Origin of the sequence: Pseudomonas sp. Colony2 (assembly GCF_019382755.1) — a bacterium.
Lineage (GTDB): Bacteria > Pseudomonadota > Gammaproteobacteria > Pseudomonadales > Pseudomonadaceae > Aquipseudomonas.
Map to the genome: position 1 here is coordinate 5,271,351 of NZ_CP080030.1, position 22,550 is coordinate 5,293,900.

25 protein-coding genes are annotated in these 22,550 nt (G+C 62.6%); 4 read left to right on the forward strand and 21 right to left on the reverse strand.

Annotated features, from left to right (window positions below):
• Positions 1-204: 204 nt before the first annotated feature.
• Complete coding sequence (locus JV201_RS21010) at positions 205-1,101, reverse strand: LysR family transcriptional regulator (RefSeq protein WP_219406006.1); 897 nt, start codon at positions 1,099-1,101, stop codon at positions 205-207.
• Between the two features lie 135 nt (positions 1,102-1,236).
• On the opposite strand from JV201_RS21010, the gene JV201_RS21015 reads away from it, so the two are divergent.
• The gene (locus JV201_RS21015) at positions 1,237-2,436 is read left to right on the forward strand and encodes an MFS transporter (protein ID WP_219407208.1); all 1,200 of its coding nucleotides are present in this window, start codon (positions 1,237-1,239) and stop codon (positions 2,434-2,436) included.
• A 185-nt stretch (positions 2,437-2,621) separates the two neighbouring features.
• Here the strand turns inward: JV201_RS21015 and JV201_RS21020 are convergent, their stop codons facing one another.
• The 10 genes from JV201_RS21020 to ccmA form a co-directional block, all read right to left on the reverse strand.
• Positions 2,622-3,014, reverse strand: a complete 393-nt coding sequence (locus tag JV201_RS21020) for a hypothetical protein (protein WP_134327105.1) — start codon at positions 3,012-3,014, stop codon at positions 2,622-2,624.
• A gap of 15 nt (positions 3,015-3,029) precedes the next feature.
• Positions 3,030-4,223, reverse strand: coding sequence for a c-type cytochrome biogenesis protein CcmI (gene ccmI, locus JV201_RS21025; protein WP_219406007.1), 1,194 nt, complete (start codon positions 4,221-4,223; stop codon positions 3,030-3,032).
• Positions 4,216-4,689 (reverse strand): cytochrome c-type biogenesis protein, encoded by a 474-nt coding sequence (locus tag JV201_RS21030; protein WP_003210629.1) that lies wholly within the window; start codon positions 4,687-4,689, stop codon positions 4,216-4,218. Before JV201_RS21030 ends, ccmI begins: the two co-directional genes overlap by 8 nt.
• Positions 4,686-5,222 carry a DsbE family thiol:disulfide interchange protein gene (locus tag JV201_RS21035; RefSeq protein ID WP_008434782.1) on the reverse strand — a complete coding sequence of 179 codons (537 nt, stop codon included), beginning with the start codon at positions 5,220-5,222 and terminating at the stop codon, positions 4,686-4,688. Before JV201_RS21035 ends, JV201_RS21030 begins: the two co-directional genes overlap by 4 nt.
• Positions 5,219-7,207 carry a heme lyase CcmF/NrfE family subunit gene (locus JV201_RS21040; RefSeq protein WP_003210631.1) on the reverse strand — a complete coding sequence of 663 codons (1,989 nt, stop codon included), beginning with the start codon at positions 7,205-7,207 and terminating at the stop codon, positions 5,219-5,221. Before JV201_RS21040 ends, JV201_RS21035 begins: the two co-directional genes overlap by 4 nt.
• Before the next feature lie 3 nt (positions 7,208-7,210).
• Positions 7,211-7,666 (reverse strand): cytochrome c maturation protein CcmE, encoded by a 456-nt coding sequence (gene ccmE, locus JV201_RS21045; RefSeq protein WP_008434786.1) that lies wholly within the window; start codon positions 7,664-7,666, stop codon positions 7,211-7,213.
• Positions 7,663-7,839: a heme exporter protein CcmD gene (gene ccmD / locus JV201_RS21050; RefSeq protein ID WP_008434788.1), complete on the reverse strand. Its 177-nt coding sequence runs from the start codon at positions 7,837-7,839 to the stop codon at positions 7,663-7,665. Before ccmD ends, ccmE begins: the two co-directional genes overlap by 4 nt.
• Positions 7,836-8,591, reverse strand: a complete 756-nt coding sequence (locus tag JV201_RS21055; RefSeq protein WP_008434790.1) for a heme ABC transporter permease — start codon at positions 8,589-8,591, stop codon at positions 7,836-7,838. The genes ccmD and JV201_RS21055 overlap by 4 nt, the downstream gene beginning before the upstream one ends.
• 85 nt (positions 8,592-8,676) lie before the next feature.
• A complete protein-coding gene (gene ccmB, locus JV201_RS21060; RefSeq protein WP_003210635.1) occupies positions 8,677-9,345 on the reverse strand; it encodes a heme exporter protein CcmB in 669 nt (222 codons plus the stop codon).
• Positions 9,342-9,923: a cytochrome c biogenesis heme-transporting ATPase CcmA gene (gene ccmA, locus JV201_RS21065; protein ID WP_003210636.1), complete on the reverse strand. Its 582-nt coding sequence runs from the start codon at positions 9,921-9,923 to the stop codon at positions 9,342-9,344. Before ccmA ends, ccmB begins: the two co-directional genes overlap by 4 nt.
• A gap of 252 nt (positions 9,924-10,175) precedes the next feature.
• Between ccmA and JV201_RS21070 the strand changes: the two genes are divergently transcribed.
• From JV201_RS21070 to JV201_RS21080, 3 genes are all read left to right on the forward strand, one after another.
• Positions 10,176-11,759, forward strand: a complete 1,584-nt coding sequence (locus tag JV201_RS21070; RefSeq protein WP_219406008.1) for a flagellar hook-length control protein FliK — start codon at positions 10,176-10,178, stop codon at positions 11,757-11,759.
• Complete coding sequence (locus tag JV201_RS21075; protein ID WP_003210638.1) at positions 11,756-12,085, forward strand: EscU/YscU/HrcU family type III secretion system export apparatus switch protein; 330 nt, start codon at positions 11,756-11,758, stop codon at positions 12,083-12,085. The genes JV201_RS21070 and JV201_RS21075 overlap by 4 nt, the downstream gene beginning before the upstream one ends.
• Positions 12,086-12,312: 227 nt before the next feature.
• Complete coding sequence (locus JV201_RS21080; protein WP_219406009.1) at positions 12,313-13,476, forward strand: hypothetical protein; 1,164 nt, start codon at positions 12,313-12,315, stop codon at positions 13,474-13,476.
• Positions 13,477-13,509: 33 nt separating this feature from the next.
• On the opposite strand, the gene JV201_RS21085 is transcribed toward JV201_RS21080, so the two are convergent.
• The 10 genes from JV201_RS21085 to JV201_RS21130 form a co-directional block, all read right to left on the reverse strand.
• Positions 13,510-13,905: a DUF2802 domain-containing protein gene (locus JV201_RS21085; protein WP_008434800.1), complete on the reverse strand. Its 396-nt coding sequence runs from the start codon at positions 13,903-13,905 to the stop codon at positions 13,510-13,512.
• Positions 13,906-14,391, reverse strand: a complete 486-nt coding sequence (locus JV201_RS21090) for a chemotaxis protein CheW (protein ID WP_003210641.1) — start codon at positions 14,389-14,391, stop codon at positions 13,906-13,908. It abuts the gene before it with no gap.
• A 73-nt stretch (positions 14,392-14,464) separates the two neighbouring features.
• Complete coding sequence (locus JV201_RS21095) at positions 14,465-15,268, reverse strand: CheW domain-containing protein (protein WP_177019594.1); 804 nt, start codon at positions 15,266-15,268, stop codon at positions 14,465-14,467.
• 151 nt (positions 15,269-15,419) lie between these two features.
• Positions 15,420-16,208 carry a ParA family protein gene (locus JV201_RS21100; RefSeq protein WP_003210643.1) on the reverse strand — a complete coding sequence of 263 codons (789 nt, stop codon included), beginning with the start codon at positions 16,206-16,208 and terminating at the stop codon, positions 15,420-15,422.
• Between the two features lie 51 nt (positions 16,209-16,259).
• Positions 16,260-17,147, reverse strand: coding sequence for a flagellar motor protein MotD (motD, locus tag JV201_RS21105; protein ID WP_003210644.1), 888 nt, complete (start codon positions 17,145-17,147; stop codon positions 16,260-16,262).
• 15 nt (positions 17,148-17,162) lie between these two features.
• Positions 17,163-17,903, reverse strand: a complete 741-nt coding sequence (locus JV201_RS21110) for a flagellar motor protein (protein WP_003210645.1) — start codon at positions 17,901-17,903, stop codon at positions 17,163-17,165.
• A complete protein-coding gene (locus JV201_RS21115) occupies positions 17,903-19,024 on the reverse strand; it encodes a chemotaxis response regulator protein-glutamate methylesterase (protein ID WP_219406010.1) in 1,122 nt (373 codons plus the stop codon). Before JV201_RS21115 ends, JV201_RS21110 begins: the two co-directional genes overlap by 1 nt.
• A 49-nt stretch (positions 19,025-19,073) precedes the next feature.
• On the reverse strand, positions 19,074-21,284 hold the full coding sequence (locus tag JV201_RS21120) for a chemotaxis protein CheA (RefSeq protein ID WP_219406011.1): 2,211 nt from the start codon (positions 21,282-21,284) through the stop codon (positions 19,074-19,076).
• A gap of 11 nt (positions 21,285-21,295) precedes the next feature.
• Positions 21,296-22,084 (reverse strand): protein phosphatase CheZ, encoded by a 789-nt coding sequence (locus JV201_RS21125; protein ID WP_003214538.1) that lies wholly within the window; start codon positions 22,082-22,084, stop codon positions 21,296-21,298.
• Positions 22,085-22,102: 18 nt separating this feature from the next.
• Positions 22,103-22,477: a chemotaxis response regulator CheY gene (locus JV201_RS21130; RefSeq protein WP_005790040.1), complete on the reverse strand. Its 375-nt coding sequence runs from the start codon at positions 22,475-22,477 to the stop codon at positions 22,103-22,105.
• Positions 22,478-22,550: the final 73 nt, after the last annotated feature.

Genomic DNA, 22,550 nt, shown 5'->3' on the forward strand with positions numbered 1-22,550 from the left:
GTTGTTGGTGGATGAGGCGCTGAACCGAGAGTGYCCGGTGGCCTGATCAMAWCCGAAATCCAACTGGCAACATAAATCCARTGTGGGAGCGGGCTTGCTCGCGAATGCAGAGGGTCAGTCAATACATCTGGTGACTGATCCACCGCTTTCGCGAGCAAGCCCGCTCCCACATTTTGATTTTCATCAGGTTCAAACTGCCCGGTGTTATTGAGCGATGCGGGCGCGCAATCGCGGCATCACAAAATCCAGAAACGCCCGCAGCTTCAGCGGCAACGGCGACTGACCTTTGTGCACCAGGCTAATGGGCAGCGGTGCCGACTCGAACGCCTCAAGCATCACCGCCAACGCCTCCTCCCGCAGCGCATCCGCCACTTGATACGAGAGTACCCGAATCACCCCAACCCCCAACGTCGCCGCCGCAATCGCCGCTTCTGCGGTGTTCACCGACAACCGCGAATGCACCGGTACCGAGAGCCCGGTTTTACCCGCGCCAAATCCCCACGCCCCTTGGGACGCCAGCACTTCGAAGGTGATGCAGTCATGTGCCGCCAAGTCCCGGGGTTCGGCCGGTACACCGCGAGCGGCCAGGTACGCCGGGCTGGCGCACACCACCCGCCGCACCGCGCCCACCTGCATGGCCTTGAGCGAGCTGTCGGGCAACTCGCCAATGCGCACCGCGACGTCGCAGTGTTCTTCCATCAGGTGCACGACGCGGTCGGTGAGGATCAGGTTGATGTCGATCTCCGGGTACTGCGCGAGGAATTCCGCCACCACCGGCACGATGTGCAGCCGCCCGAAGACCACTGGCGCGGTAACCACCAGTTCGCCCCGGGGCTGGGAATATTCGCCAGTGGCCGCGCGCTCGGCCTCGCTGATGTCTTCAAGAATGCGCCGGCACGCGTCGAGGTAAGAGGCGCCGGCATCGGTCAACGACAGCTGGCGCGTGGTGCGGTGCAGCAGGCGGGTTTTCAGGTGCGTCTCAAGTTCAGCCACCTTGCGGCTGACGCTGGCCAGCGGCATGTCGAGGCGCCGCGCCGCAGCGGTCAGGCTGCCTGCATCAACCACGGCAACGAAGATGGACATGGATTCAAGACGGTTCATGGCAACCTATCAAATTCTGGAAGGATGATTCCAAATCCTAGGGGATTATCCTGCCAAGCGCGAGTGCGTAACGTTGGCCACTCATCTCCTTCCCGGAGATCTGCATTGAAGGAGAGCGCCGTGAGTGGCCTGCCGATGACATCCCAACCTTCCACAGCGCCTGCGGTCGCGCCGCGCGGCAAGATCATCATGATGGCGGTGATCGCCGGCGCGGTGATTACCAATATTTACTGCACCCAGCCGATCCTGCCGCTGATCGCTTCGGACATGGGCGTGGACGTGACCACCGTGGATCTGGTGGCCGGTTCCGCCCTGCTGGGTTTTGCTACCGGGCTGGCGTTGCTGCTGCCGATGGGCGACCGTTTTGACCGCCGCAAGCTGGTGCTGGGGCAGATCGCCCTGGCGTTCTGTTTCGCCCTGGCGGCGGCGTTTTCACCGGGCATCTGGGCGCTGATCGGGGCGTCTTTCGGCTTGGGGATTGTGAGCTGTGTGCCGCAGCAACTGGTGCCGTTCGCGGCGGTGATGTCGCAGCCCCACGAACGCGGGCGCAATGTGGGCACGGTGGTCAGCGGGATCATGGTCGGCATCCTGCTCGGGCGCACGATCGCCGGCGTAGTCGGTGAGGCTTATGGCTGGCGGGCGGTGTACGCGATGGAGGCGGCCTTCATGATCCCGGTGTGGATCGGTGCCGCCAGGCTGCTGCCACAAGGCGTGCCGAGCACCAACCTGTCCTACCCTCGCCTGCTGGCTTCGCTGTGGCCGCTGATGCGCGACAACAGCCCAATTCGCCAATCAATGATGGTGCAGGCGTTGTTGTGGGCTTGCTTCAATGCGTTTTGGGTGAATCTGGCAGCACTGTTGGCTCATGGGCCATGGCAATTGGGCAGTGCCTGGGCAGGTGGCTTCGGGATTATCGGTGCGGCGGGTGCGTTGGCGGCGTCGCTCGGTGGGCGGGCTTCCGACAGGCTGGGTTCGCGCAAGGTGATTGGGGCGAGTATCGGGATTGTGACCTTGGCGTTCCTGCTGCTGGCGGGTGCCGAGACTTCGATTATCTTGCTGGTGCTGGGGGTGATCGTGCTGGATATCGGCGTGCAGTCGGGCTTGGTTTCCAACCAGACCCGGGCGTTTGCGGTGGACCCGAAAGCCCAGGGCCGCATCAATAGTTTGTACATGACGGCGACGTTTTTTGGCGGTGCGGTGGGGGCGACAATCAGCGGCTGGTTGATGGCGCGGTTGGGCTGGATGGGGATTGTGGAGTTTGGGGTGATGCTGGGGGTGATTGCCGGGGTGGTCCACTGGACAAGCGCGCCCAGGCAGACTGAGGAGCTGGCGTAATTTCAAATCAAACGAGATTCAAAATGTGGGAGCGGGCTTGCTCGCGAATACGGTATATCAGTGCCCGATTTGTTGGCTGACACGCCGTATTCGCGAGCAAGCCCGCTCCCACATTTGAGCTTTGTTGTTGGGTGGACTGTATTCCAAACCAGCCATGAAAAAGGCGACCCGAAGGTCGCCTTTTTTCATTGTGCGTACTGCTTGCTCAACCCCGGCGGTACGCCATGGACATCGGTCTCTTCCCAAGGCCCGTTCGGGCTGATGGACCGGCTCCAGCCGTTGCTCCAGCGGTAGTAGGTGCGCTGGCGGTAGAACGTATCCGGCTGTTCGTCCAGCACGTACACCTGCATCTTCCCGTCCCAGTGACTGGCCGCACCCGGTGGCGGTGCGAAGGTCGGCGAGGAGCTCGGCACCGGCTTCGACGGTTTGATCACTGGGCCTGAGGGCTGTGTGCTCGGCTGGGTCGACGGCCCTGTCGGTGGAATAGTCGGCCCGGTAGGCGACGGAGGCCGATGGACCGCACAAGCACTCAACCCCAGTACCAGGCTGAGCAGGGTGATACGTGCGATAGCGGTCATGGGCATTTCCTCGAATTATTGGTCCGGACTGTCGATGGTCAGCTGCTGCAGCGCAGTGGTGCTGCTGGCCAGGGGTTGGCTGCGGCCGATCCACTCGCCAGCTGTGGGAACACCTGCCCGGGATATGCGCGCAACCAGTTGGACTTCAGGAAAGTTGGACAGTTTCAACTGCGGCATCATCGCGTCGCTGTCGCCCAGCTCGACGGTGATCGGCAGGTCGGCCACGGTCACGCGCTTGGCCGCCAATGGCGCCGGCGGGCCTTTGACGGCGCGGGCGAAGATGAACACGCTGTCGGTCGGCAAGGCCTTGGCCTTCACATCGGCGGCCAGGTCCACCCGCACTTGCATCTGTTTTTCTGCCTTCACAGGCGCCACGCTGCCGCCGCTCTCCTTGAGCTTCTCGGCGGCCCGGTCGATCCCGCCTTGCAGCGCGGCACGGGAATTGTCGTCCGGTGGCAGTTGCGCCAGCAGGCGGTTCCAGTAGTCGATCGCTTCCTGGTAACGCTGGCCTTCAAAGGCGGCGATGCCCAGCAGGCCGAGGCTGGTGACTTCTTTCGGATCGAGTTTCAGTGCTTCGTCGGTCAGGGCCTGGACCTTGGGCGACCACTGTTTGTTGTCGGCAAAGTACTGGGCCTGGGCCCACTGGCCGAGCAACTCGGGCTGGCGACCGGCCAGGGCCACGGTGCGCTCGAAGATTTTCGCCGCATCGGCGGAACGGTCCTGGGCCATGTAGGCACGACCGAGGAAGTACAGGCCTTCCGGCGAGTCCGGCTGGGCCGCTGCGGCGCGCTCCAGGCGGCGGGTCATGTCTTCCATGGACACCGGCGGCTGGGAGAATTCGCGGGTCAGTTCGACCTTGTCGCTGGCACCGTAATGCAGGTACAGCGCCACGCCCAGCACCGGCACCAGAAACGCCGCGAGCACCGGCAACGGTTTGCCGAGGCGCGATTCCCGGGGCTTTTCCACACCCTCGGTATCCGCCAGCAACTCACGGGCCGCTTCAGCGCGACCGCTGTCCAGCTGGGCCGCATCCAGCACGCCTTCGGTCTGCTGGGTTTGCAGTTCCGCCACGCGTTCCTGGTACAGCGCCACGTTCAATGCAGTGCGATCCTCTTCACGCTGGGCACGGCGGCCGCGTAACACCGGGATCAGCAGGAAACTCAAGGCAATCAGAAGCAGCAGACCTGCTGCGAGCCAGAAATCAATCATCAGTTTTTTTGTCCAGCAGTTGGTCGAGGCGTTGACGCTCATCGACGGAAAGCGAGTCCGAGCCATCGGCCGGGGCGACACGACGGCGGCGCACAATCACCGCCATAACGACTAAGCCTGTGAGCAACAACCCGGCGGGGCCGAACCACAGCAGCGCAGTCTTGCCGGTGAGCGCCGGCTTGTAGCGCACGAAGTCACCGTAGCGGTCGACCATGAAGTCGATGATCTGCTGATTGTCCTTGCCCTCGCCGAGCATGCGGAAAATCTCTTTGCGCAGGTCGGCGGCGATCGGTGCGTTGGAGTCGGCGATGTCCTGGTTCTGGCACTTGGGGCAGCGCAGCTCCTTGGTCAGTTCGCGAAAACGCTCGCGGTCTCCGTCCTTGGCAAATTCGTAAGTGTCGATGGCGGCGTGGGCCACGCCGACCATGCTCAAGCCCAACACAGCGGCGGCTAACCAACGCTTCATGGCTTGGCCTCATCCACCAGCGCCTGGTACTTGGCGGCCAGTTGCTCGCGCCACACCACTTCGTCGATCACGCCCACGTACTTGTCGCGGATCACGCCCTTGGCGTCGATGAAGAAGGTTTCTGGAGCGCCGTACACACCAAGGTTCAGCCCGAGGTTGCCGTCTTCGTCGCGGATATCCAGCTGGTACGGGTTGTGGAATTCAGCCAGCCACTTCAGGGCGGCAGCATTGTCGTCCTTGTAGTTGATGCCGTAGATCACCACGCCCTTCTCCGCCAGCTTGTTCAGCACCGGATGCTCCACGCGGCAGGAAATGCACCAGGTGCCCCACACGTTGACCAGTGCCGGCTTGCCCAGCAAGTCAGCCTGAGTCAGGGTCTTGTCGCCCTGCACGGTCGGCAGCGAGAACGCCGGAAATGGCTTGCCGATCATGGCCGACGGCAGCTCGGCCGGGTCCAGGTACAGCCCGCGATACAGGAACACCGCCACCACCAGAAACGCCGCCAGCGGTAACACCATCAACCAACGCTTCATACCGCCGCTCCTTGCAGACCGAGGGCTTCACGCACCCGGCTCTTGACCTTGACCCGGTAGCGCCGGTCCATCGCTGCCAGCAAACCACCGAAGCCGGTGAGCAGGCCGCCGAACCAGATCCAGCGCACAAACGGTTTGACGTGGACCCGCACGGCCCAGGCGCCATCGCCCAACGGTTCACCCAGGGCGACGTAGAGGTCGCGGGTGAAACCGGCGTCGATCCCGGCTTCGGTCATCATCGAGCTTTGCACGGTGTACAGGCGTTTTTCCGGGTGCAGCACGGCGATTTCCTTACCGTTGCGCACAACGCGTACGGTGCCTTTGTCGGAGGTGAAGTTCGGGCCTTCGAAGTGCTTGGCGCCTTCGAAAATGAAGTGGTAGCCGGCCAGGTCCATGGACTCGCCGGGCGCCAGGCGCAGGTCGCGCTCGGCGCTGTTCTGGCTGGACAACACCACACCCAGGGCGCACACGGCGATGCCGATGTGGGCGACCTGCATGCCCCAGTAACTGCGGGTCATGGTCGGCAAGCCTTTGATCAAACCTTTGTGGCGGGTCTTGTCGATCAGGTCACGTACACCGGCCAGCAATACCCAGGCCGCGAGCATGAAGGTGGCAAGCACGGCCCAGTTGAAGTCGCCGTAGGCAATCCCGGCGATCACCGCCAATGCGGCGCTGCCCAGCAGTACCGGGGTGAGCATGCCCACCAGCCATTTCACCGGGGTGTCTTTCCAGCGCACCAGTACGCCGACCGCCATCACCACCATCAGCAGCGCCATCAACGGGATGAACAGCGCGTTGAAGTACGGCGGGCCGACGGACAGCTTGGCGCCGCTCAGGGCATCCAGCACCAGCGGGTACAGGGTACCGAGCAGAATCATCGAGGCCGCCACCACCAGCACCAGGTTATTACCCAGCAGCAGGGTTTCCCGGGACCAGAGGTTGAAGCCCACGTGGCTCTTGACCACTGGCGCACGCAGGGCGAACAGCGTCAGGGAGCCGCCGACCACGAACAGCAGGAAGATCAGAATGAACACGCCGCGCTCCGGGTCGGAGGCAAACGCGTGCACCGAGGTCAGCACGCCGGAACGCACCAGGAACGTACCCAGCAGGCTCAGGGAAAACGCGGCGATGGCCAGCAACACGGTCCAGCTTTTGAACACGCCGCGTTTTTCCGTGACTGCCAGCGAGTGAATCAGCGCGGTGCCCACCAGCCAGGGCATGAAGGAGGCGTTTTCCACCGGGTCCCAGAACCACCAGCCGCCCCAGCCGAGTTCGTAGTAGGCCCACCACGAGCCCAGGGTGATGCCGATGCCGAGGAATGCCCAGGCGACGATGGTCCACGGCCGCGACCAGCGCGCCCAGGCGGCATCGAGACGCCCGCCGAGCAAGGCGGCGATGGCGAAGGCGAAGGCGACCGAGAAACCGACGTAGCCCATGTAGAGCATCGGCGGGTGCACGATCAGGCCGATGTCTTGCAGCAGCGGGTTGAGGTCGTGCCCGTCGACCGGGATCTGCGGCAGGATGCGGGTGAACGGGTTGGAGGTCATGATCAGGAACAGCAGGAAGCCGATGCTGATCATGCCCATCACCGCCAGCACCCGGGCCAGCATCACTTGCGGCAGTTGGCGGGAGAAGATCGAGACGGCAAAGGTCCAGCCGCCGAGGATCAATGCCCACAGCAGCAACGAACCTTCGTGGGCGCCCCACACGGCGCTGAACTTGTAGTACCAGGGCAAGGCGCTGTTGGAGTTATTGGCGACGTAGGCGACAGAAAAGTCGTCGGTCATGAAGGCGTAGGTCAGGCAACCGAAGGCGAACACCAGAAAGGCGAACTGGCCCCAGGCAGCCGGCTGGGCCAGGCTCATCCACAGGCGGTCACCGCGCCAGGCGCCCAGCAACGGGACCACGGCCTGGACGATGGCAAAGCACAGGGCGAGGATCATCGCCAGCTGGCCCAGCTCCGGAATAAACAGTGCGGACGTCATGACTTAGCCCTCCTTGGCGGGGGTCGGGGCGGATTGACCGCTGTCTTTGAGGGCCTTGGTGACTTCCGGCGGCATGTATTTTTCATCGTGCTTGGCCAGCACTTCGTCGGCCACCACCACGCCGTCGGCGTTGAGCTTGCCGAGGGCAACGATGCCCTGCCCTTCGCGGAACAGGTCCGGGAGGATGCCGCGGTAGGTAATGGTCACGGATTTGTTGAAGTCGGTGACGATGAACTTGACGTCCAGGGAGTCGCCGGAGCGTTGCAACGAGCCTTTCTCGACCATGCCACCGGCACGGATTCGGGTGTCCAGCGGCGCTTCGCCGTTGGCGATCTGGGTCGGGGTGTAGAACAGGTTGATGTTCTCCCGCAGGGCGCTCAGGGCCAGGGTCACGGCAATGCCGACACCGGCCATGATGGCCAGGATGATCAACAGACGCTTTCTACGCAGCGGATTCACTTTTCGGTCTCCCGGCGCAAACGACGCGCCTCTTGTTGCAGGTAACGCTTGCGGGCCAGGATCGGCGCGGCGACGTTGAGGGCCAGCACCGCCAGGCAAATGCCATAGGCCGTCCAGACGTACAGGGCGTGATGGCCCATGGCGAGAAAATCACTGAAAGAGTTGAAGCTCATCCACGGGCTCCCAGGCTGTTTTGCACTTCGGCCTTGACCCAACTGGTGCGGGCTTCACGCTTGAGCACTTCGAGGCGCATGCGCATCAGCAGCACGGCGCCGAAGAAGCAGTAGAACCCCAGCACCATCAGCAGCAGCGGCGCCCACATTTCCACGGGCATTGCCGGCTTTTCGGTGAGGGTGAAGGTGGCGCCCTGGTGCAGGGTGTTCCACCACTCCACCGAGTATTTGATGATCGGGATGTTGATCACGCCGACGATCGCCAGCACCGCGCAGGCCTTGGCGGCGCTGTCACGGTTGCTGATGGCGTTGCCCAGGGCAATCAGGCCGAAGTACAGGAACAGCAGGATCAGCATCGAGGTGAGTCGCGCATCCCATACCCACCACGAACCCCAGGTCGGCTTACCCCAGATCGCGCCAGTGACCAGCGCCACGGCGGTCATCCAGGCACCGATGGGCGCGGCGCATTGCAGGGCCACATCCGCCAGTTTCATCTTCCACACCAGGCCGACGATGCCGCACACCGCCAGCATCACGTAGCAGGACTGGGCCAGCATCGCGGCAGGCACGTGGATGTAGATGATGCGAAAGCTGTTGCCTTGCTGGTAGTCCGGCGGCGCAAAGGCCAGGCCCCAGACCAGGCCGATGCCGATCAGCAATACCGCGGCGATGCTCAACCACGGCAGCAGTTTGCCACTGATGCCGTAAAACCATTTGGGCGAGCCGAGCTTGTGAAACCAGGTCCAGTTCATGCTGTTTCCATCACGGTTGCTTCTCGTCGTTGCGAGAAGCTTAGGGTCTTTACTGGTTAAGGTTCTATCGCTTAACCAGACCTCATTATTCGCCGACGCTGATCTTCAGGCCAGCCGCTATAGCAAAGGGTGTCAGGGTTACCGCCAGGGCGGCCAGGCTGCCAAGCCACAGGAGGTAACCGGTCGCCGGCATGCCCTGGAGCGCGGCTTGCAACGCGCCGCTGCCCAGGATCAACACCGGGATATACAAAGGCAAGATCAGCAGGGCCAACAACAGGCCACCGCGTTTCAAACCGACGGTCAGTGCCGCACCTACGGCGCCCAGTAGACTGAGAACCGGCGTGCCAAGCAACAAGGAAAGGAGCAACACCGGCAGGCATTCGGTGGGCAACCCCAGCATCATCGCCAGCAGCGGCGCGAGCAATACCAGCGCCAGGCCGGAAAACGCCCAGTGTGCCAGTACCTTGGCCAATACCAGAAGTGGCAGGGGGTGCGACGAAAGGACCCACTGTTCGAGGGAACCGTCTTCAAAATCACTGCGAAACAGCCCGTCCAGCGAGAGCAGGACTGACAAAAGCGCCGCCACCCAGACCAGTCCCGGAGACAAGGTTTGCAACAGTTTAGTCTCGGGGCCCACCGCCAACGGGAACAGCGCGATCACAATCGCGAAGAACACCAGCGGGTTGGCCAATTCGGCCGGACGGCGACAGAGTAACCGCGCTTCGCGGGCGACCAACAGGGCAAATACGCTCATACCGCCCACCGGCCCAGGTCGAGGTCGCGGTAACCGGCGGGCATGCGCGTCAAGGTGTGGTGAGTGGTCAGGACAACCATGCCGCCCTGCTCGCAGTGCGCGGCAAGGTGTTCTTCCAACTGGGCGACGCCTTGTTTGTCGAGGGCGGTGAAGGGTTCGTCGAGAATCCATAGCGGCGGACCGTCGAGATACAAACGGGCCAGCGCCACGCGGCGCTGCTGGCCGGCGGACAGGGTGTGGCAGGGAACGTCTTCGAAACCCTTGAGGCCAACCGCGGCCAGCGCCTGCCAGATCGCCTCGCGGCTGGCGGGATGATGCAGGGCGCTGAGCCAACTGAGGTTTTCTTCAGCGGTAAGCACATCCTTGATTCCGGCGGCGTGGCCGATCCAGATCAGGTTGCGCGCCAGCTCGGTGCGCTGCTCGTGCAACGGTTTGCCGTTGAGCCGCACTTCCCCCGCCGTCGGCTGCATCAGACCGGCCAGCAGGCGTAACAGGCTGGTCTTGCCGCTGCCGTTGGGGCCGCTGACCTGCACCATGTCGCCGCCCGCCAGACGCAGTTCGAGGTGTTCGAACAGCATCCGCAGGTCACGTTCACAGGCGAGCGCTACGGCTTCTAGAAGAGGGCTGGTCAAGAGATCGCGGGCCTTTACGGTTCAAGTCGGCGGTGGAACGGCCGTTAAAGAGATGCACATTAACTGCTTTGGCGACCGTTTTTAGAGAGCTGGATCAATCAGTTGTGTTGTTTTTAACGCTCTCTTTGAAGACGGGCGGCATTATACATGTGATGCCCTACTCTAAAGAGGGCAATTTCCCCTGAGACGGCGCGCACGATGACCGGTGAGATCAATCTTCCCACGCTCCCCCCGACGCTTCCGGCCGGGCCTGCGCCCGCGCCTGCAGCGGGCGAGCTGCTGAAACTGCTGGAGCCGCAGACCGGCCTGATCGACCCCGGAAAAACCGTAAATGCCGAGGTGCTGGCACTGAAACAAGGCGGTGATGCGTTTCAGTTGCTGCTCAAGCTGACCCTGGAAGGCGGCCGGCAAACCCTGGTGCAGGCCAGCAGCAGCCAGCCGCTGCCGCTGGGTACCCAGGTGGAAGTCAGCCAGACGCCGTCGGGCAATTTGTCCATCAGCCTGCAGCAGGCCCTGAGTTCCAGCGTCGCTGCGCTGACGCGTATCGACACCAGCCAGTTACCGGTGGGCACCCTGCTGCAAGGCAAGGTGCTGACCACCCAGGCGCTGCCACAGGGCGCCAACCAGCCGGTGGTGTATCGCTCACTGGTGTCGGTGCTCAATAACGTCCTCAGCGGCGCGACCCTGACCGTCGAAAGCCCGCAGCCCTTGCGCGTCGGCAGCCTGCTCAGCGCCGTGGTGCAAAGTGCGCAGACCTTGAGCTTTGTACCGCTGAGCGGGCGCCAGGACCAATTGGCCGTGGCCCAGCAACTCTCCACCCAGCAAAGCCGCCAGGGCTCGCTGGACGTGGTATTCACCGCGCTGCAAAGCCTGCCGGCGACCAGCAGCGACAGCACCGGGGCCGACCTGCGCGCCGCCGCCGAGCGTTTGCTCGCCGGCCTGCCCGACCTGGCCCAGGCCAGCAACCCCAAGGTGCTGGCGCAACTGATCCAGAACAGCGGGACCTTCCTCGAAGCCAAGTTGCTGGCCGGGCAAAACCCGCAGATACCGCCGCTGGACATGAAAGGCGCGCTGCTGCGCTTCGTCGCCGACCTGCTGCCATCCCTGCCCGCCAGCACCAATCTGAATGCGATCCTCGCTGCCAACACCCTGGCGCAGTTGCTGCCCAGCTTCGTACGCAGCCCGCTGGGTACCCTCGGCCAGGTCGGCGCCAGGCAGGCGCCCGCGGGCTTTCCGCTGCCCGATCGGCTGATGCAACGCCTGGAAGGTGAAAGTGACCTGGAAAACCTGCTGCGCCTGGCCGCCGGGGCCATCTCCCGCCTGCAAAGCCATCAGCTGTCGAGCCTGGAGCAGACCGGTACCACCGCCGAAGGCAAGCTCTTGACCACTTGGCAGCTGGAAATCCCCATGCGCACCTTGCAGGACATCGTGCCGTTGCAGGTCAAGTTCCAGCGGGAAGAACCGGCGCCCGACAAGGAACAGCCGGAACGCAAGGACAGCAAGGATCCCAAGCAAATGCTCTGGCGCGTGGAAATGGCGCTCGACATGGAGCCGCTCGGCCCGTTGCAGGTCCAGGCGCAACTGAGCCAGGGCAAACTGTCGAGCCAGTTGTGGGCGACCCGGCCCTTCACCGCCAGCCTGATCGAAAGCCACCTGGGCAGCCTGCGCGAGCGCCTGGTGTCGTCGGGACTCAACGTCGGCGACCTCGACTGCCACCTCGGTACCCCGCCACGGGGCCCGAAAACCGGGCTTGAACAACGCTGGGTGGATGAAACCGCATGAAAAACCCCAACCCGCCCCGCCAGGCCATCGCCCTCAAATACGACGGGCAACAAGCGCCGACCCTGACCGCCAAGGGCGACGATGCCCTGGCCGAAGCCATCCTCAAGCTGGCCCGGGAGAACGAAGTCCCGATTTACGAAAATGCCGAGCTGGTCAAATTACTGGCACGCATGGAGTTGGGCGACAGCATCCCGGAAGAGCTGTACCGCACCGTCGCCGAGATCATCGCGTTCGCCTGGACGCTGAAGGGCAAGTTCCCGGTGGGATATGACCCGGACGCGGGGCCGGTGGAGCGGGATGTGACGGAAAGAGGCGACGATTATTAAGGTGGGAGCCGGCTGATCGTTCCCACGCTCCGTGTGGGAACGCCGCCTCGGACGCTCCGCGTCCAACCGGCGCTGCAACGTTCAAGTCTTGCGCAGGGGTGACGCGGAGCGTCACGGGATGCATTCCCCCGCAGAGCGTGGGAATGATCAGTTGCGGTGGGTGGTGTATAGCAATTATATCTTTCGAGGTATAGATTATCCCGAACCCGATAGTTCAGGATAAACCCATGAGCCCTACCCGCCCGATTCTCAGTCGAAAGCTACTCGCCGAAGCGCTCGCCCGTGATCTGGCAGGCGAGTCATTTGCCGACTACAGCTCCGGCATGTTCCTCGCGGCTCCGCGCCGTACCGGCAAGAGTACGTTCCTGCGCAACGACCTTATCCCCGAGTGCAAGGCCCGAGGCTGGCTGCCGGTGTACGTGGACCTGTGGATGAACCGCGAAATCGACCCCGCCGAGCTGATCTCCGGTGCCATCGGCAAAGCCCTGGGCGAGTTCGAAAGCGCGGTGAGCAAGGCGGCCAAGAAAGCCGGTATCGACAAGATCAGCCTGCTGCGCACCTTGAGTTGGGACTTCACCAAACCGCAATTGCCCGCCGGCACCACGCTCAGCCACGCCCTGGACGTGCTGCACCAGGTCTCGGGGCAAATGATCGTGCTGATCGTGGACGAGGCCCAGCACGCCCTCAACAGCGAAGGCGGGGTGAACGCCATGTTCGCCCTCAAGGCGGCACGGGATCATCTCAACGGCAGCAGCACGGCCGATGGCCTGCGCCTGGTCTTCACCGGCTCCAGCCGGGACAAACTGGCCAACCTGGTACTCAAGAGCAAACAACCGTTCTTCGGCGCCCATATCACGCCGTTCCCGCTGTTGAGCCGGGATTTCGTCGAGTTCGTGACGGACCTCTGGAACCAGCGCCTGGCCGCGACCAACCAGTTCAACCTGGAGGACATGGACTATGCCTTCCAGCTCGTTGGCCGGCGCCCGGAAATGCTCAACAAACTACTGACCGAAGTGAGCGTGGGTCTTGGCGAGGCCAGCAACCTTGGCGAGTTGCTGAGGACCGGGGCACTCAATCACCAGGCCGGCATCTGGAGCGATTACGAGAGCGCCTACAACGACCTCTCGCCGCTGCAACAGGCGGTACTTGAAGTGATGGGCGAACGAACCCTGGGCAAGCAGGCGTTCTCGCCTTTTGCGGAGAAAACCTTCCAGGATGTGAACCGCAAGCTGGAACAGGCCCAGGTCGAGCCGAACGCCAGCACACCAAACGTGCAGAAAGCACTGGAAGTGCTGCGGGAGAAGGAGTTGGTCTGGAAAGCCAACCGTGGTGAATATGCTTTGGAGGACTCGACCATGGCCGAATGGCTGAGCAACCGGCACCGGCTATAAGCTGCAAGCAATACCGCTTGCAGCTCGTAACCTTCAGTTGTCCTTGTGCAACCGGCTCATCAACTGCGCTTCAGCCTGGGTCAACCCGCAGGACTGGGTCAGCTCATCCACCGTGGCGCCCATGCCCACCAGCTTCGCCGCCTGGGCGAATGAGAGGCTCGACGGGTCACGCTGTTCGAGTGCCGACAGCTTGTCCGGCAACGGCGCCAGCACCGAACGCAGCTCGTGCACTTCATCACCCACACGCACCGCACTTTGCTGGAAGTGGTCGACCCGCTTGGCCAGCTCCAGGATCCGCCGGTCGCGCACAGCGTCGCGCTCGACTTGTCGAGTGGCCAATTCCCGTTGCTGGCGAACATAACGCAGCAGGAAGCCCAGGGTCCCGGCCCAAAGGATGGCCAGGACGATCACCGCTACCTCAAGAAACAATCAGATATTCTCCAGGTCCTGCCACTCTTCTTCGCTCATCATCTTGTCCAGCTCAACCAGAATCAGCAGTTCGCCGTTCTTGTTGCAGACACCCTGGATGAACTTGGCCGATTCTTCGTTGCCGACGTTCGGCGCAGTCTCGACTTCGGATTGGCGCAGGTAAACCACTTCCGCCACGCTGTCGACCATGATCCCGACCACTTGCTTGTCGGCTTCGATGATCACGATGCGGGTGTTGTCGTTGACTTCGGTCGGCACCAGGCCAAAACGCTGGCGGGTGTCGATCACGGTCACCACGTTGCCGCGCAGGTTGATGATGCCCAGCACATAGCTTGGGGCACCCGGAACCGGAGCGATTTCGGTGTAGCGCAGCACTTCCTGCACACGCATCACGTTGATGCCGTAGGACTCGTTGTCCAGCTTGAAGGTGACCCATTGCAGGATTGGATCATCCACCAGACCTTGTGCGGACACTGACTTGTTCATACTCCAGACCCCTTCAAATACCGTTGGTTACGGTGTGTGTTCTTGGGCAGCGCCTTAGCGCTGCTGCTTGTTATCAAGTGCGTTTGTTCAGCGGCATGGCTTTTACCGCGCCGCTGGCAATCAACTCCGCCAGTTCGGCAACGTCCAGCAACGCGCACATGTGTTCGATCACAGTGCCCGCCAGCCATGGACGCTGGCCCCGGTGGCTGCGCCATTTGATTTCGTTCGGGTCCAGGCGCAATGAGCGGCTGACCTGATGCACCGCCAGCCCCCACTCGTAGCCCTGGACCGAAATAACGTATTGCAGGCCCTGGCGGAAGTCATCGCGGTAGCGGTCGGGCATCACCCAACGCGCGGTGTCCAATACCTTCAAGTTGCCCTGCTGGCTCGGCAGGATCCCGAGGAACCAATCCGGCTGGCCGAACAACGGCGTCAACTCCTGGCCTTCCAGGGAGTAGATCGACCCCAGGCACACCAGCGGCACCGCCAGGGTCAGCCCGGCGACATCGAACAGCAAACATTCGAACGGCTCCGCAGCCCACACCGGGCGACCGTCGCCCTGTACCGGCGGCGGCGTGATGCTCGGCGGGAGGTGAACCTCAACCACCGGCTCCACCACTACAGGCGCAATCACCACAGGCTCGACGGGCACAGCAACCGGTACAGGAACGGCTAAGGGAACCACCAACGCATCACGGGCCTGCTCTTCCAGGACCGCCAGCTGAAACTCGTCCAGGGCAGCAGGTTCAGGCTCGATGACTTCATCGAGGATCAGAATCGGTTCCGGCATGTCCTCGGTGGCGTCCTGGAGCAAGGCGTCCAGGTAGGACTCCAGCGCCAGCTGCGGCCGGGTCTTGAAATCAACGGGACGGTTCATCTGTATGCCCACGCGCAAGCCCCATCAACCCTGTATTCAGAGGTTATCGGCCTGTGAGTGTCCGGACTTGAATCGAGAGCCGGTTTGGTCAGGAAAACCGCGGCGTCTGCATCGCTGGCAAGCCAGGCTCCTACAGGGCTGTTTATGACCATCACGCCACCTGCGCCACAAGTTGCTGGGACAACAGGTGCTTGAGCAACGCCCGATACGCCAGCACCCCACGGCTCTTGCCGTCGAACTGCGACGGCGTCAGCCCTGCCCGGCTCGCATCCCGCAGGCGCGTGTCCACCGGGATGTAGCCTTGCCAGATGGTGTCCGGATAAGCATCGCGCAATACCCGCAAGGTGCCGAGGGACGCCTGGGTACGGCGGTCAAACAGGGTCGGCACGATGCTGAACGGCAGCGCTTGCTTGCGCGAGCGGTTGATCATCGCCAGGGTGCTGACCATGCGTTCCAGACCCTTGACGGCCAGGTGCTCGGTCTGCACCGGGATCACCAGCTGTTGGCTGGCGGCCAGGGCGTTGACCATCAGCACGCCGAGCAACGGCGGGCTGTCGATGATCGCGTAGTCGAAGTCCTGCCACAGCTGCGCCAGGGTCTTGGCGATCACCAGGCCCAGGCCGCTCTGCCCCGGCGACTGGCGCTCAAGGGTGGCCAGGGCGGTGCTGGACGGCAACAGCGAGATCTTTTCATTGCTGGTAGGCAGCAACAGTTGCCCCGGCAAGTCGGCCGGCACGCTGCCCTTGTGCAGGAACAGGTCGTAGCAACTGTGTTCCAGGGCATCCGGGTCATAGCCGAAATAGCTGGTCATGGAGCCGTGGGGGTCCAGGTCGACCACGACCACACGCTTGCCGGCCTCGGCCAGCAAGCCGGCCAAGGCGATGGACGTGGTGGTTTTACCGACACCACCCTTTTGATTGGCAACTGCCCAGACTCTCATTCGGATTGTTCCTCCCGGCAGGCACAGGCTCGACCGAGAAATTGCATGGGGTTATAGAGCCGGTGACGGAGAATTGACGGCACTCCCGCGAACCGGCGCCTTTACGGGCGCTGGTGCAGTTTGTGTGCCAGCCCGCTTCAAGGCGGCATCCGGTGTTGCATTGGCAGTGCCGGTACCGGTCAGGCTGCGGCGTACGTCCAGGTTGCGCGACACCACCAGCACCACCCGACGGTTGCGCGCACGGCCTTCCGCCGTGGCGTTATTGGCCACCGGCTGGAACTCGCCGTAACCCACCGACGCCAGGCGCCCGGGGTTCACACCCTGCATCGCGAGCATTCGTACAATACTCGCCGCCCGGGCCGAAGACAGCTCCCAGTTGGTCGGGTACTGCGCGGTACTGATCGGCAGGTTATCGGTAAAGCCTTCAACGTGGACCGGGTTTTCAAACGGCTTCAGGATCGCCGCCACCTTGTCGATGATGGTAAACGCCTGGTCGCTGGGCATTGCATCGGCACTGGCGAACAGCAGGCTGGAATTGAGCTCGATCTCGACCCACAACTCATTGCCGCGCACGGTCATCTGGTTGGAGCTGATCAGGTCGCCAAAGGCCGCGCTGATGTTATCGGCGATGCTTTTCAGCGGGTCGCTGGTGCCACCGATGCCGGCGGCGGTTTCATCGCTGTCGTTGACCAGCGGCTTGGCCGGGGTCACGGTCTTGGGGCGTTCTTCGCCAATGGGTATCGGCTTGAGGGCGCGGTCAGCGTCGTTGAACACGCCAATCAGCGCCTGGGAAATGACTTTGTACTTGCCTTCGTTGATCGAGGAAATAGAGTACATCACCACAAAAAACGCGAACAGCAACGTAATGAAGTCGGCGTAGGACACCAGCCAGCGTTCATGGTTGACGTGTTCTTCAGGCTCGCGGCGGCGACGGCTCACAACAAATACCTCCCATCAATCCATGAAGCCCTGGAGCTTCAATTCGATGGAGCGCGGGTTTTCACCCTCGGCAATCGAGAGGATGCCTTCGAGCAACATCTCGCGATAACGCGACTGGCGCAGGGCGATCGACTTGAGCTTGCTGGCCACCGGCAACAACACCAGGTTGGCACTGGCCACGCCGTAGATGGTGGCGACGAACGCCACGGCAATCCCGCTGCCCAGTTGCGACGGATCGGCCAGGTTGCCCATCACGTGGATCAAGCCCATCACCGCACCGATGATGCCGATGGTCGGCGCGTAGCCGCCCATGCTTTCAAAGACTTTGGCAGCGTTGATGTCGCGGCTTTCCTGGGTGTAGAAGTCCACTTCGAGGATGCTGCGAATCGCTTCCGGCTCGGCGCCGTCCACCAGCAGTTGCAGGCCTTTGCGGGCGTAGCTGTCGGGCTCGGCATCGGCCACGCCTTCCAGCCCGAGCAGGCCTTCCTTGCGCGCCGTGAGGCTCCAGTTGACCACGCGGTCGATGCCGCCCGGCAAGTCGACACGCGGCGGGAAGATAATCCAGATGAGGATCTGCATCGCGCGCTTGAACGAACTCATGGGCGACTGCAACAACGCCGCGCCCACGGTGCCGCCGATCACGATCAACGCCGCCGGGCCGTTGGCCAGGGCGCCCAGGTGGCCGCCTTCAAGGTAGTTGCCGCCGATAATCGCGACAAACGCCATGATGATGCCAATCAGGCTCAATACATCCATCAGAGGCAAGCCTCCACCAGGTGCTTGCCGATGTCGTCCAGGCTGTAGACGGCGTCGGCCAGGTCGGCCTTGACGATGGCCATGGGCATGCCATAGATCACGCAGCTGGCTTCATCCTGGGCCCAGATTGCGCTGCCGCCCTGCTTGAGCAGGCGCGCGCCTTCACGGCCGTCGGCGCCCATGCCGGTCAACACCACCGCCAAAACTTTGTCGCCGTAGGATTTGGCCGCAGACCCGAAGGTGATATCCACACACGGCTTGTAGTTCAGGCGTTCGTCACCCGGCAGAATTTTGATCGCACCACGGCCATCGACCATCATTTGCTTGCCACCGGGGGCCAGCAGCGCCAGACCCGGACGCAGGATGTCGCCATCCTCGGCTTCCTTGACGCTGATGCGGCACAGCTTGTCCAGGCGCTCGGCGAACGCCTTGGTGAACGCGGCCGGCATGTGCTGGATCAACACGATCGGCGCCGGGAAGTTGGCCGGCAATTGGGTCAACACCCGTTGCAAGGCCACCGGGCCTCCCGTGGACGTACCGATAGCCACCAGCTTGTAGGCCTTGCGCTTGGGCGCAGGTGAATGCGCGGCGGGCGCAGCCGTACGCACCGGGGCGGCGGCCGGGCGCGCAATCGGTGCCGGCGCCGGGCGACCAAAGGTGCTCGGGGCGGCCGGTGGTGGCGTAACGGGTGCTGGTGCCGGCGCACTGAACAGGCTGCGACGGTTACTGCGGGAGATGCTGTGCACCTTCTCGCAGAGCATCTGCTTGACCTTCTCGGGGTTGCGCGAGATGTCTTCGAAATTCTTCGGCAGGAAGTCCACCGCGCCGGCATCCAGCGCATCCAGGGTGACCCGGGCGCCTTCGTGGGTCAGCGAGGAGAACATCAACACCGGTGTCGGGCAGCGCTGCATGATGTGCCGCACCGCCGTGATGCCGTCCATCATCGGCATCTCGTAGTCCATGGTGATCACGTCCGGCTTGAGGGCCAGGGCCTGATCGATCGCCTCTTTGCCGTTGGTGGCCGTGCCGACCACCTGGATATTGGAATCCGATGAAAGAATTTCCGAGACGCGGCGGCGGAAGAAACCCGAATCGTCCACCACCAGGACCTTGACTACCATAAACACTCCGTTAGGCCGGGCGAGGGACAACCGCCCTGCCCGGGCCGAATCAAATACGCCGTGCGGCGTAACGCTTGAGCATGCTCGGAACATCCAGAATCAGCGCGATCCGACCGTCACCGGTAATGGTCGCACCCGACATGCCCGGGGTTCCCTGCAGCATTTTGCCCAAAGGCTTGATGACCACTTCCTCCTGGCCCACCAGTTGATCGACCACGAAGCCGATACGCTGGGTGCCCACGGAAAGAATCACCACATGGCCTTCGCGCTGCTCTTCATGCTTGGCCGAAGCCACCAGCCAGCGCTTGAGGTAGAACAGCGGCAACGCCTTGTCGCGCACGATCACCACTTCCTGGCCGTCCACCACGTTGGTGCGCGACAGGTCGAGGTGGAAGATTTCGTTGACGTTGACCAGCGGGAAGGCGAACGCCTGGTTGCCCAGCATCACCATCAGGGTCGGCATGATCGCCAGGGTCAACGGCACCTTGATGACGATCTTCGAGCCCTGGCCCTTGGTCGAGTAGATGTTGATCGAGCCGTTGAGCTGGCTGATCTTGGTCTTCACCACGTCCATGCCCACGCCACGGCCCGACACGTCGGAAATCTCGGTCTTGGTGGAGAAGCCCGGGGCGAAGATCAGGTTGTAGCACTCGGTGTCGGTGAGGCGGTCGGCGGCGTCCTTGTCCATCACCCCACGCTTGACTGCAATGTTGCGCAGTACCGTGGGGTCCATGCCTTTGCCGTCATCAGTGATCGACAGCAGGATATGGTCGCCTTCCTGTTCGGCCGCCAGGATCACTTTGCCCTGGCGGTTCTTGCCCGAGGCTTCGCGCTCTTCCGGCGTCTCGACACCGTGGTCGACCGCGTTGCGCACCAAGTGGACCAGCGGGTCGGCCAGGGCCTCGACAAGGTTTTTGTCGAGGTCGGTTTCTTCACCCACCAGTTCCAGGTTGATCTCTTTCTTGAGCTGGCGTGCCAGGTCGCGAACCAGGCGCGGGAAACGGCCGAAGACTTTCTTGATCGGCTGCATCCGGGTCTTCATGACGGCGGTCTGCAGGTCTGCGGTGACCACGTCGAGGTTCGACACGGCCTTTTGCATGGCCTCGTCGCCACTGTTCAGGCCCAGGCGCACCAGGCGGTTACGCACCAGCACCAGTTCGCCGACCATGTTCATGATGTCGTCCAGGCGCGCGGTATCAACCCGCACGGTGGTTTCGGCTTCACTGGCCGGTTGCTTGTCCGGGGCCGGGGCAGCCGTGGCAGCCCGGGCCGCTGCTGGAGCCGGAGCCGGAGCCGCTTTCGCTGCGACAGGCGCGGCAGCCTTGGCGGCAGGAGCCGGTGTTGCGACAGCTGCGGCAGCAGCCGGTGCAGCAGCGCCGACCACTTCGGTGAACTTGCCCTTGCCGTGCAGTTCATCCAGCAGGGCTTCGAATTCGTGATCGGAGATCAGTCCATCGGCGGCCGGCGCAGCAGCGGGTGCCGCAGGCGCGGCGGCCGTTGCGGCGACTTCCGGCAGAGCCTCGGCGGCAAACGAGCCTTTGCCGTGCAACTGGTCCAGCAGCGCTTCAAATTCGTCGTCGGTGATTTCATTGCTGACGGGCGCCGCGGCTTCCGTTGGCGCTGGCGCTGCGGCCACCGCGTCCGGGGCAAACTGGCCCTTGCCGTGCAACTGGTCGAGCAACGACTCGAACTCGGCGTCGGTAATGTCTTCGGTGGTCGGCACCATGGCCGGCGCACTGGCTGCCGGCGCTTCGGCTTCGGCCTTGACGGCGTTCAGCGAGTCCAGCAGTTGTTCAAATTCGCTGTCGGTCACGTCGCCCGCAGGCTCGGCAACCGGCTCAGCCACCGCTTCCACCACGGGAGCGTTGGCCGCAGGTTCCGCCAGGCGCGCCAGGGCGGCCAGCAGTTCCGGCGTGGCGGCAGTGATCGGTGCGCGCTCGCGCACTTCACTGAACATGCCGTTGACCGCGTCCAGTGCTTCCAGGATCACGTCCATCAGTTCCGAGTCGACGTGCCGCTCACCCTTGCGCAGGATGTCGAACACGTTCTCGGCGATGTGACAGCACTCCACCAGCTCGTGGAGCTGGAGGAAGCCGGCGCCCCCTTTTACAGTATGAAAACCGCGAAAAATTGCATTGAGCAGGTTCGCATCATCCGGTCGGCTTTCCAGCTCGACCAGTTGTTCGGACAGTTGCTCTAAAATTTCGCCGGCCTCTACAAGGAAATCCTGAAGGATTTCTTCATCGGCGCCGAAGCTCATGGGTGTGCTCCTTAGAAGCCTAAACTGGACAGCAAATCGTCTACGTCGTCTTGCCCGGATACAACGTCTTCACGTTTATCGGCATGAATCTGCGGACCTTCACCCTTGGCGAGGTGTTTTTGTGGATCTTTTTCAGAAAGGATCGCTGCGCGGTCATGTTCGATGCCGGCAAACCGGTCGACCTGGCCCGCCATCAACACCAGTTTGAGCAGGTTGCTTTCCACTTCGGTGACCAGTTGGGTCACACGCTTGATCACCTGACCGGTGAGGTCCTGGTAATCCTGGGCCAGCAGAATGTCATTGAGGTTGCTGGAAACCGTGCGGTTTTCCTGCTCGCTGCGGGACAAAAAGCCCTCGACCCGACGCGCCAGCTCACGAAACTCCTCAGCGCCCACTTCCCGACGCATGAACCGGCCCCAGTCAGTGCTCAGGGCCTTGGCTTCACTGGCCATACCGTTGACCAGAGGCGTGGCGTTTTCCACCAGGTCCATGGTGCGGTTGGCCGCCGCCTCAGTCAGCCTGACCACGTAGGACAGGCGTTCGGTGGCATCCGTGATCTGCGAGATTTCCTCAGCCTGGGGCATGTGCGGGTCAATCTGAAAATTGACTATCGCACTGTGCAACTCACGGGTGAGCTTGCCCACTTCCTGGTACAGGCCGCGGTCACGGGTCTGGTTGAGCTCATGGATCAACTGCACCGCGTCGCCGAACTGGCCTCTTTCAAGGCTTTCGACGAGTTGATGAGCATGTTTTTTCAGGGTCGACTCAAAGTCGGCCTGCGATGATTCTTTATGCTCCATAGCTCCCCCGTGGCAGCATCAATGACCGATGCGTTCGAAGATCTTTTCGATCTTCTCTTTCAAGGCCAGTGCAGTGAATGGCTTGACCACGTAGCCGTTGACCCCGGCCTGGGCGGCTTCGATGATCTGTTCACGCTTGGCTTCAGCGGTCACCATCAGCACAGGCAGGCTGCGCAGTTTTTCATCAGCGCGCACGTGGCGCAGCAGATCGATACCGGTCATGCCCGGCATGTTCCAGTCCGTTACCAGAAAGTCGATGCTCCCGCTGTTGAGGATCGGAATCGCCGTAATACCGTCATCCGCCTCGACCGTGTTAGTGAACCCAAGGTCACGCAACAGGTTTTTTATGATCCGCCGCATCGTTGAGAAGTCATCAACGATGAGGATTTTCATGTTCTTGTCCAATTCGACCTCCAAGCAGTCTTAAACGCGCCCAGCACCTGGGCGCGCCATATCAATCAACAGG

Coding starts and splice junctions, on each gene's coding strand:
- JV201_RS21055 (WP_008434790.1), bottom strand. CDS start 8,591: ATGAACTGGACCTGGTTTCACAAGCTCGGCTCGCCCAAATGGTTTTAC.
- JV201_RS21120 (WP_219406011.1), bottom strand. CDS start 21,284: ATGAGCTTCGGCGCCGATGAAGAAATCCTTCAGGATTTCCTTGTAGAG.
- JV201_RS21110 (WP_003210645.1), bottom strand. CDS start 17,903: ATGGATGTATTGAGCCTGATTGGCATCATCATGGCGTTTGTCGCGATT.
- JV201_RS21100 (WP_003210643.1), bottom strand. CDS start 16,208: ATGAGAGTCTGGGCAGTTGCCAATCAAAAGGGTGGTGTCGGTAAAACC.
- JV201_RS21130 (WP_005790040.1), bottom strand. CDS start 22,477: ATGAAAATCCTCATCGTTGATGACTTCTCAACGATGCGGCGGATCATA.
- JV201_RS21015 (WP_219407208.1), top strand. CDS start 1,237: ATGACATCCCAACCTTCCACAGCGCCTGCGGTCGCGCCGCGCGGCAAG.
- JV201_RS21075 (WP_003210638.1), top strand. CDS start 11,756: ATGAAAAACCCCAACCCGCCCCGCCAGGCCATCGCCCTCAAATACGAC.
- JV201_RS21030 (WP_003210629.1), bottom strand. CDS start 4,689: ATGAAGCGTTGGTTAGCCGCCGCTGTGTTGGGCTTGAGCATGGTCGGC.
- ccmA (WP_003210636.1), bottom strand. CDS start 9,923: ATGCTGTTCGAACACCTCGAACTGCGTCTGGCGGGCGGCGACATGGTG.
- JV201_RS21090 (WP_003210641.1), bottom strand. CDS start 14,391: ATGAACAAGTCAGTGTCCGCACAAGGTCTGGTGGATGATCCAATCCTG.
- ccmB (WP_003210635.1), bottom strand. CDS start 9,345: ATGAGCGTATTTGCCCTGTTGGTCGCCCGCGAAGCGCGGTTACTCTGT.
- JV201_RS21095 (WP_177019594.1), bottom strand. CDS start 15,268: ATGAACCGTCCCGTTGATTTCAAGACCCGGCCGCAGCTGGCGCTGGAG.
- JV201_RS21115 (WP_219406010.1), bottom strand. CDS start 19,024: ATGGTAGTCAAGGTCCTGGTGGTGGACGATTCGGGTTTCTTCCGCCGC.
- JV201_RS21040 (WP_003210631.1), bottom strand. CDS start 7,207: ATGACGTCCGCACTGTTTATTCCGGAGCTGGGCCAGCTGGCGATGATC.
- ccmI (WP_219406007.1), bottom strand. CDS start 4,223: ATGATTGATTTCTGGCTCGCAGCAGGTCTGCTGCTTCTGATTGCCTTG.
- JV201_RS21020 (WP_134327105.1), bottom strand. CDS start 3,014: ATGACCGCTATCGCACGTATCACCCTGCTCAGCCTGGTACTGGGGTTG.
- JV201_RS21125 (WP_003214538.1), bottom strand. CDS start 22,084: ATGGAGCATAAAGAATCATCGCAGGCCGACTTTGAGTCGACCCTGAAA.
- JV201_RS21070 (WP_219406008.1), top strand. CDS start 10,176: ATGACCGGTGAGATCAATCTTCCCACGCTCCCCCCGACGCTTCCGGCC.
- JV201_RS21080 (WP_219406009.1), top strand. CDS start 12,313: ATGAGCCCTACCCGCCCGATTCTCAGTCGAAAGCTACTCGCCGAAGCG.
- JV201_RS21035 (WP_008434782.1), bottom strand. CDS start 5,222: ATGAAGCGTTGGTTGATGGTGTTACCGCTGGCGGCGTTTCTGGTGGTG.
- JV201_RS21010 (WP_219406006.1), bottom strand. CDS start 1,101: ATGAACCGTCTTGAATCCATGTCCATCTTCGTTGCCGTGGTTGATGCA.
- ccmD (WP_008434788.1), bottom strand. CDS start 7,839: ATGAGCTTCAACTCTTTCAGTGATTTTCTCGCCATGGGCCATCACGCC.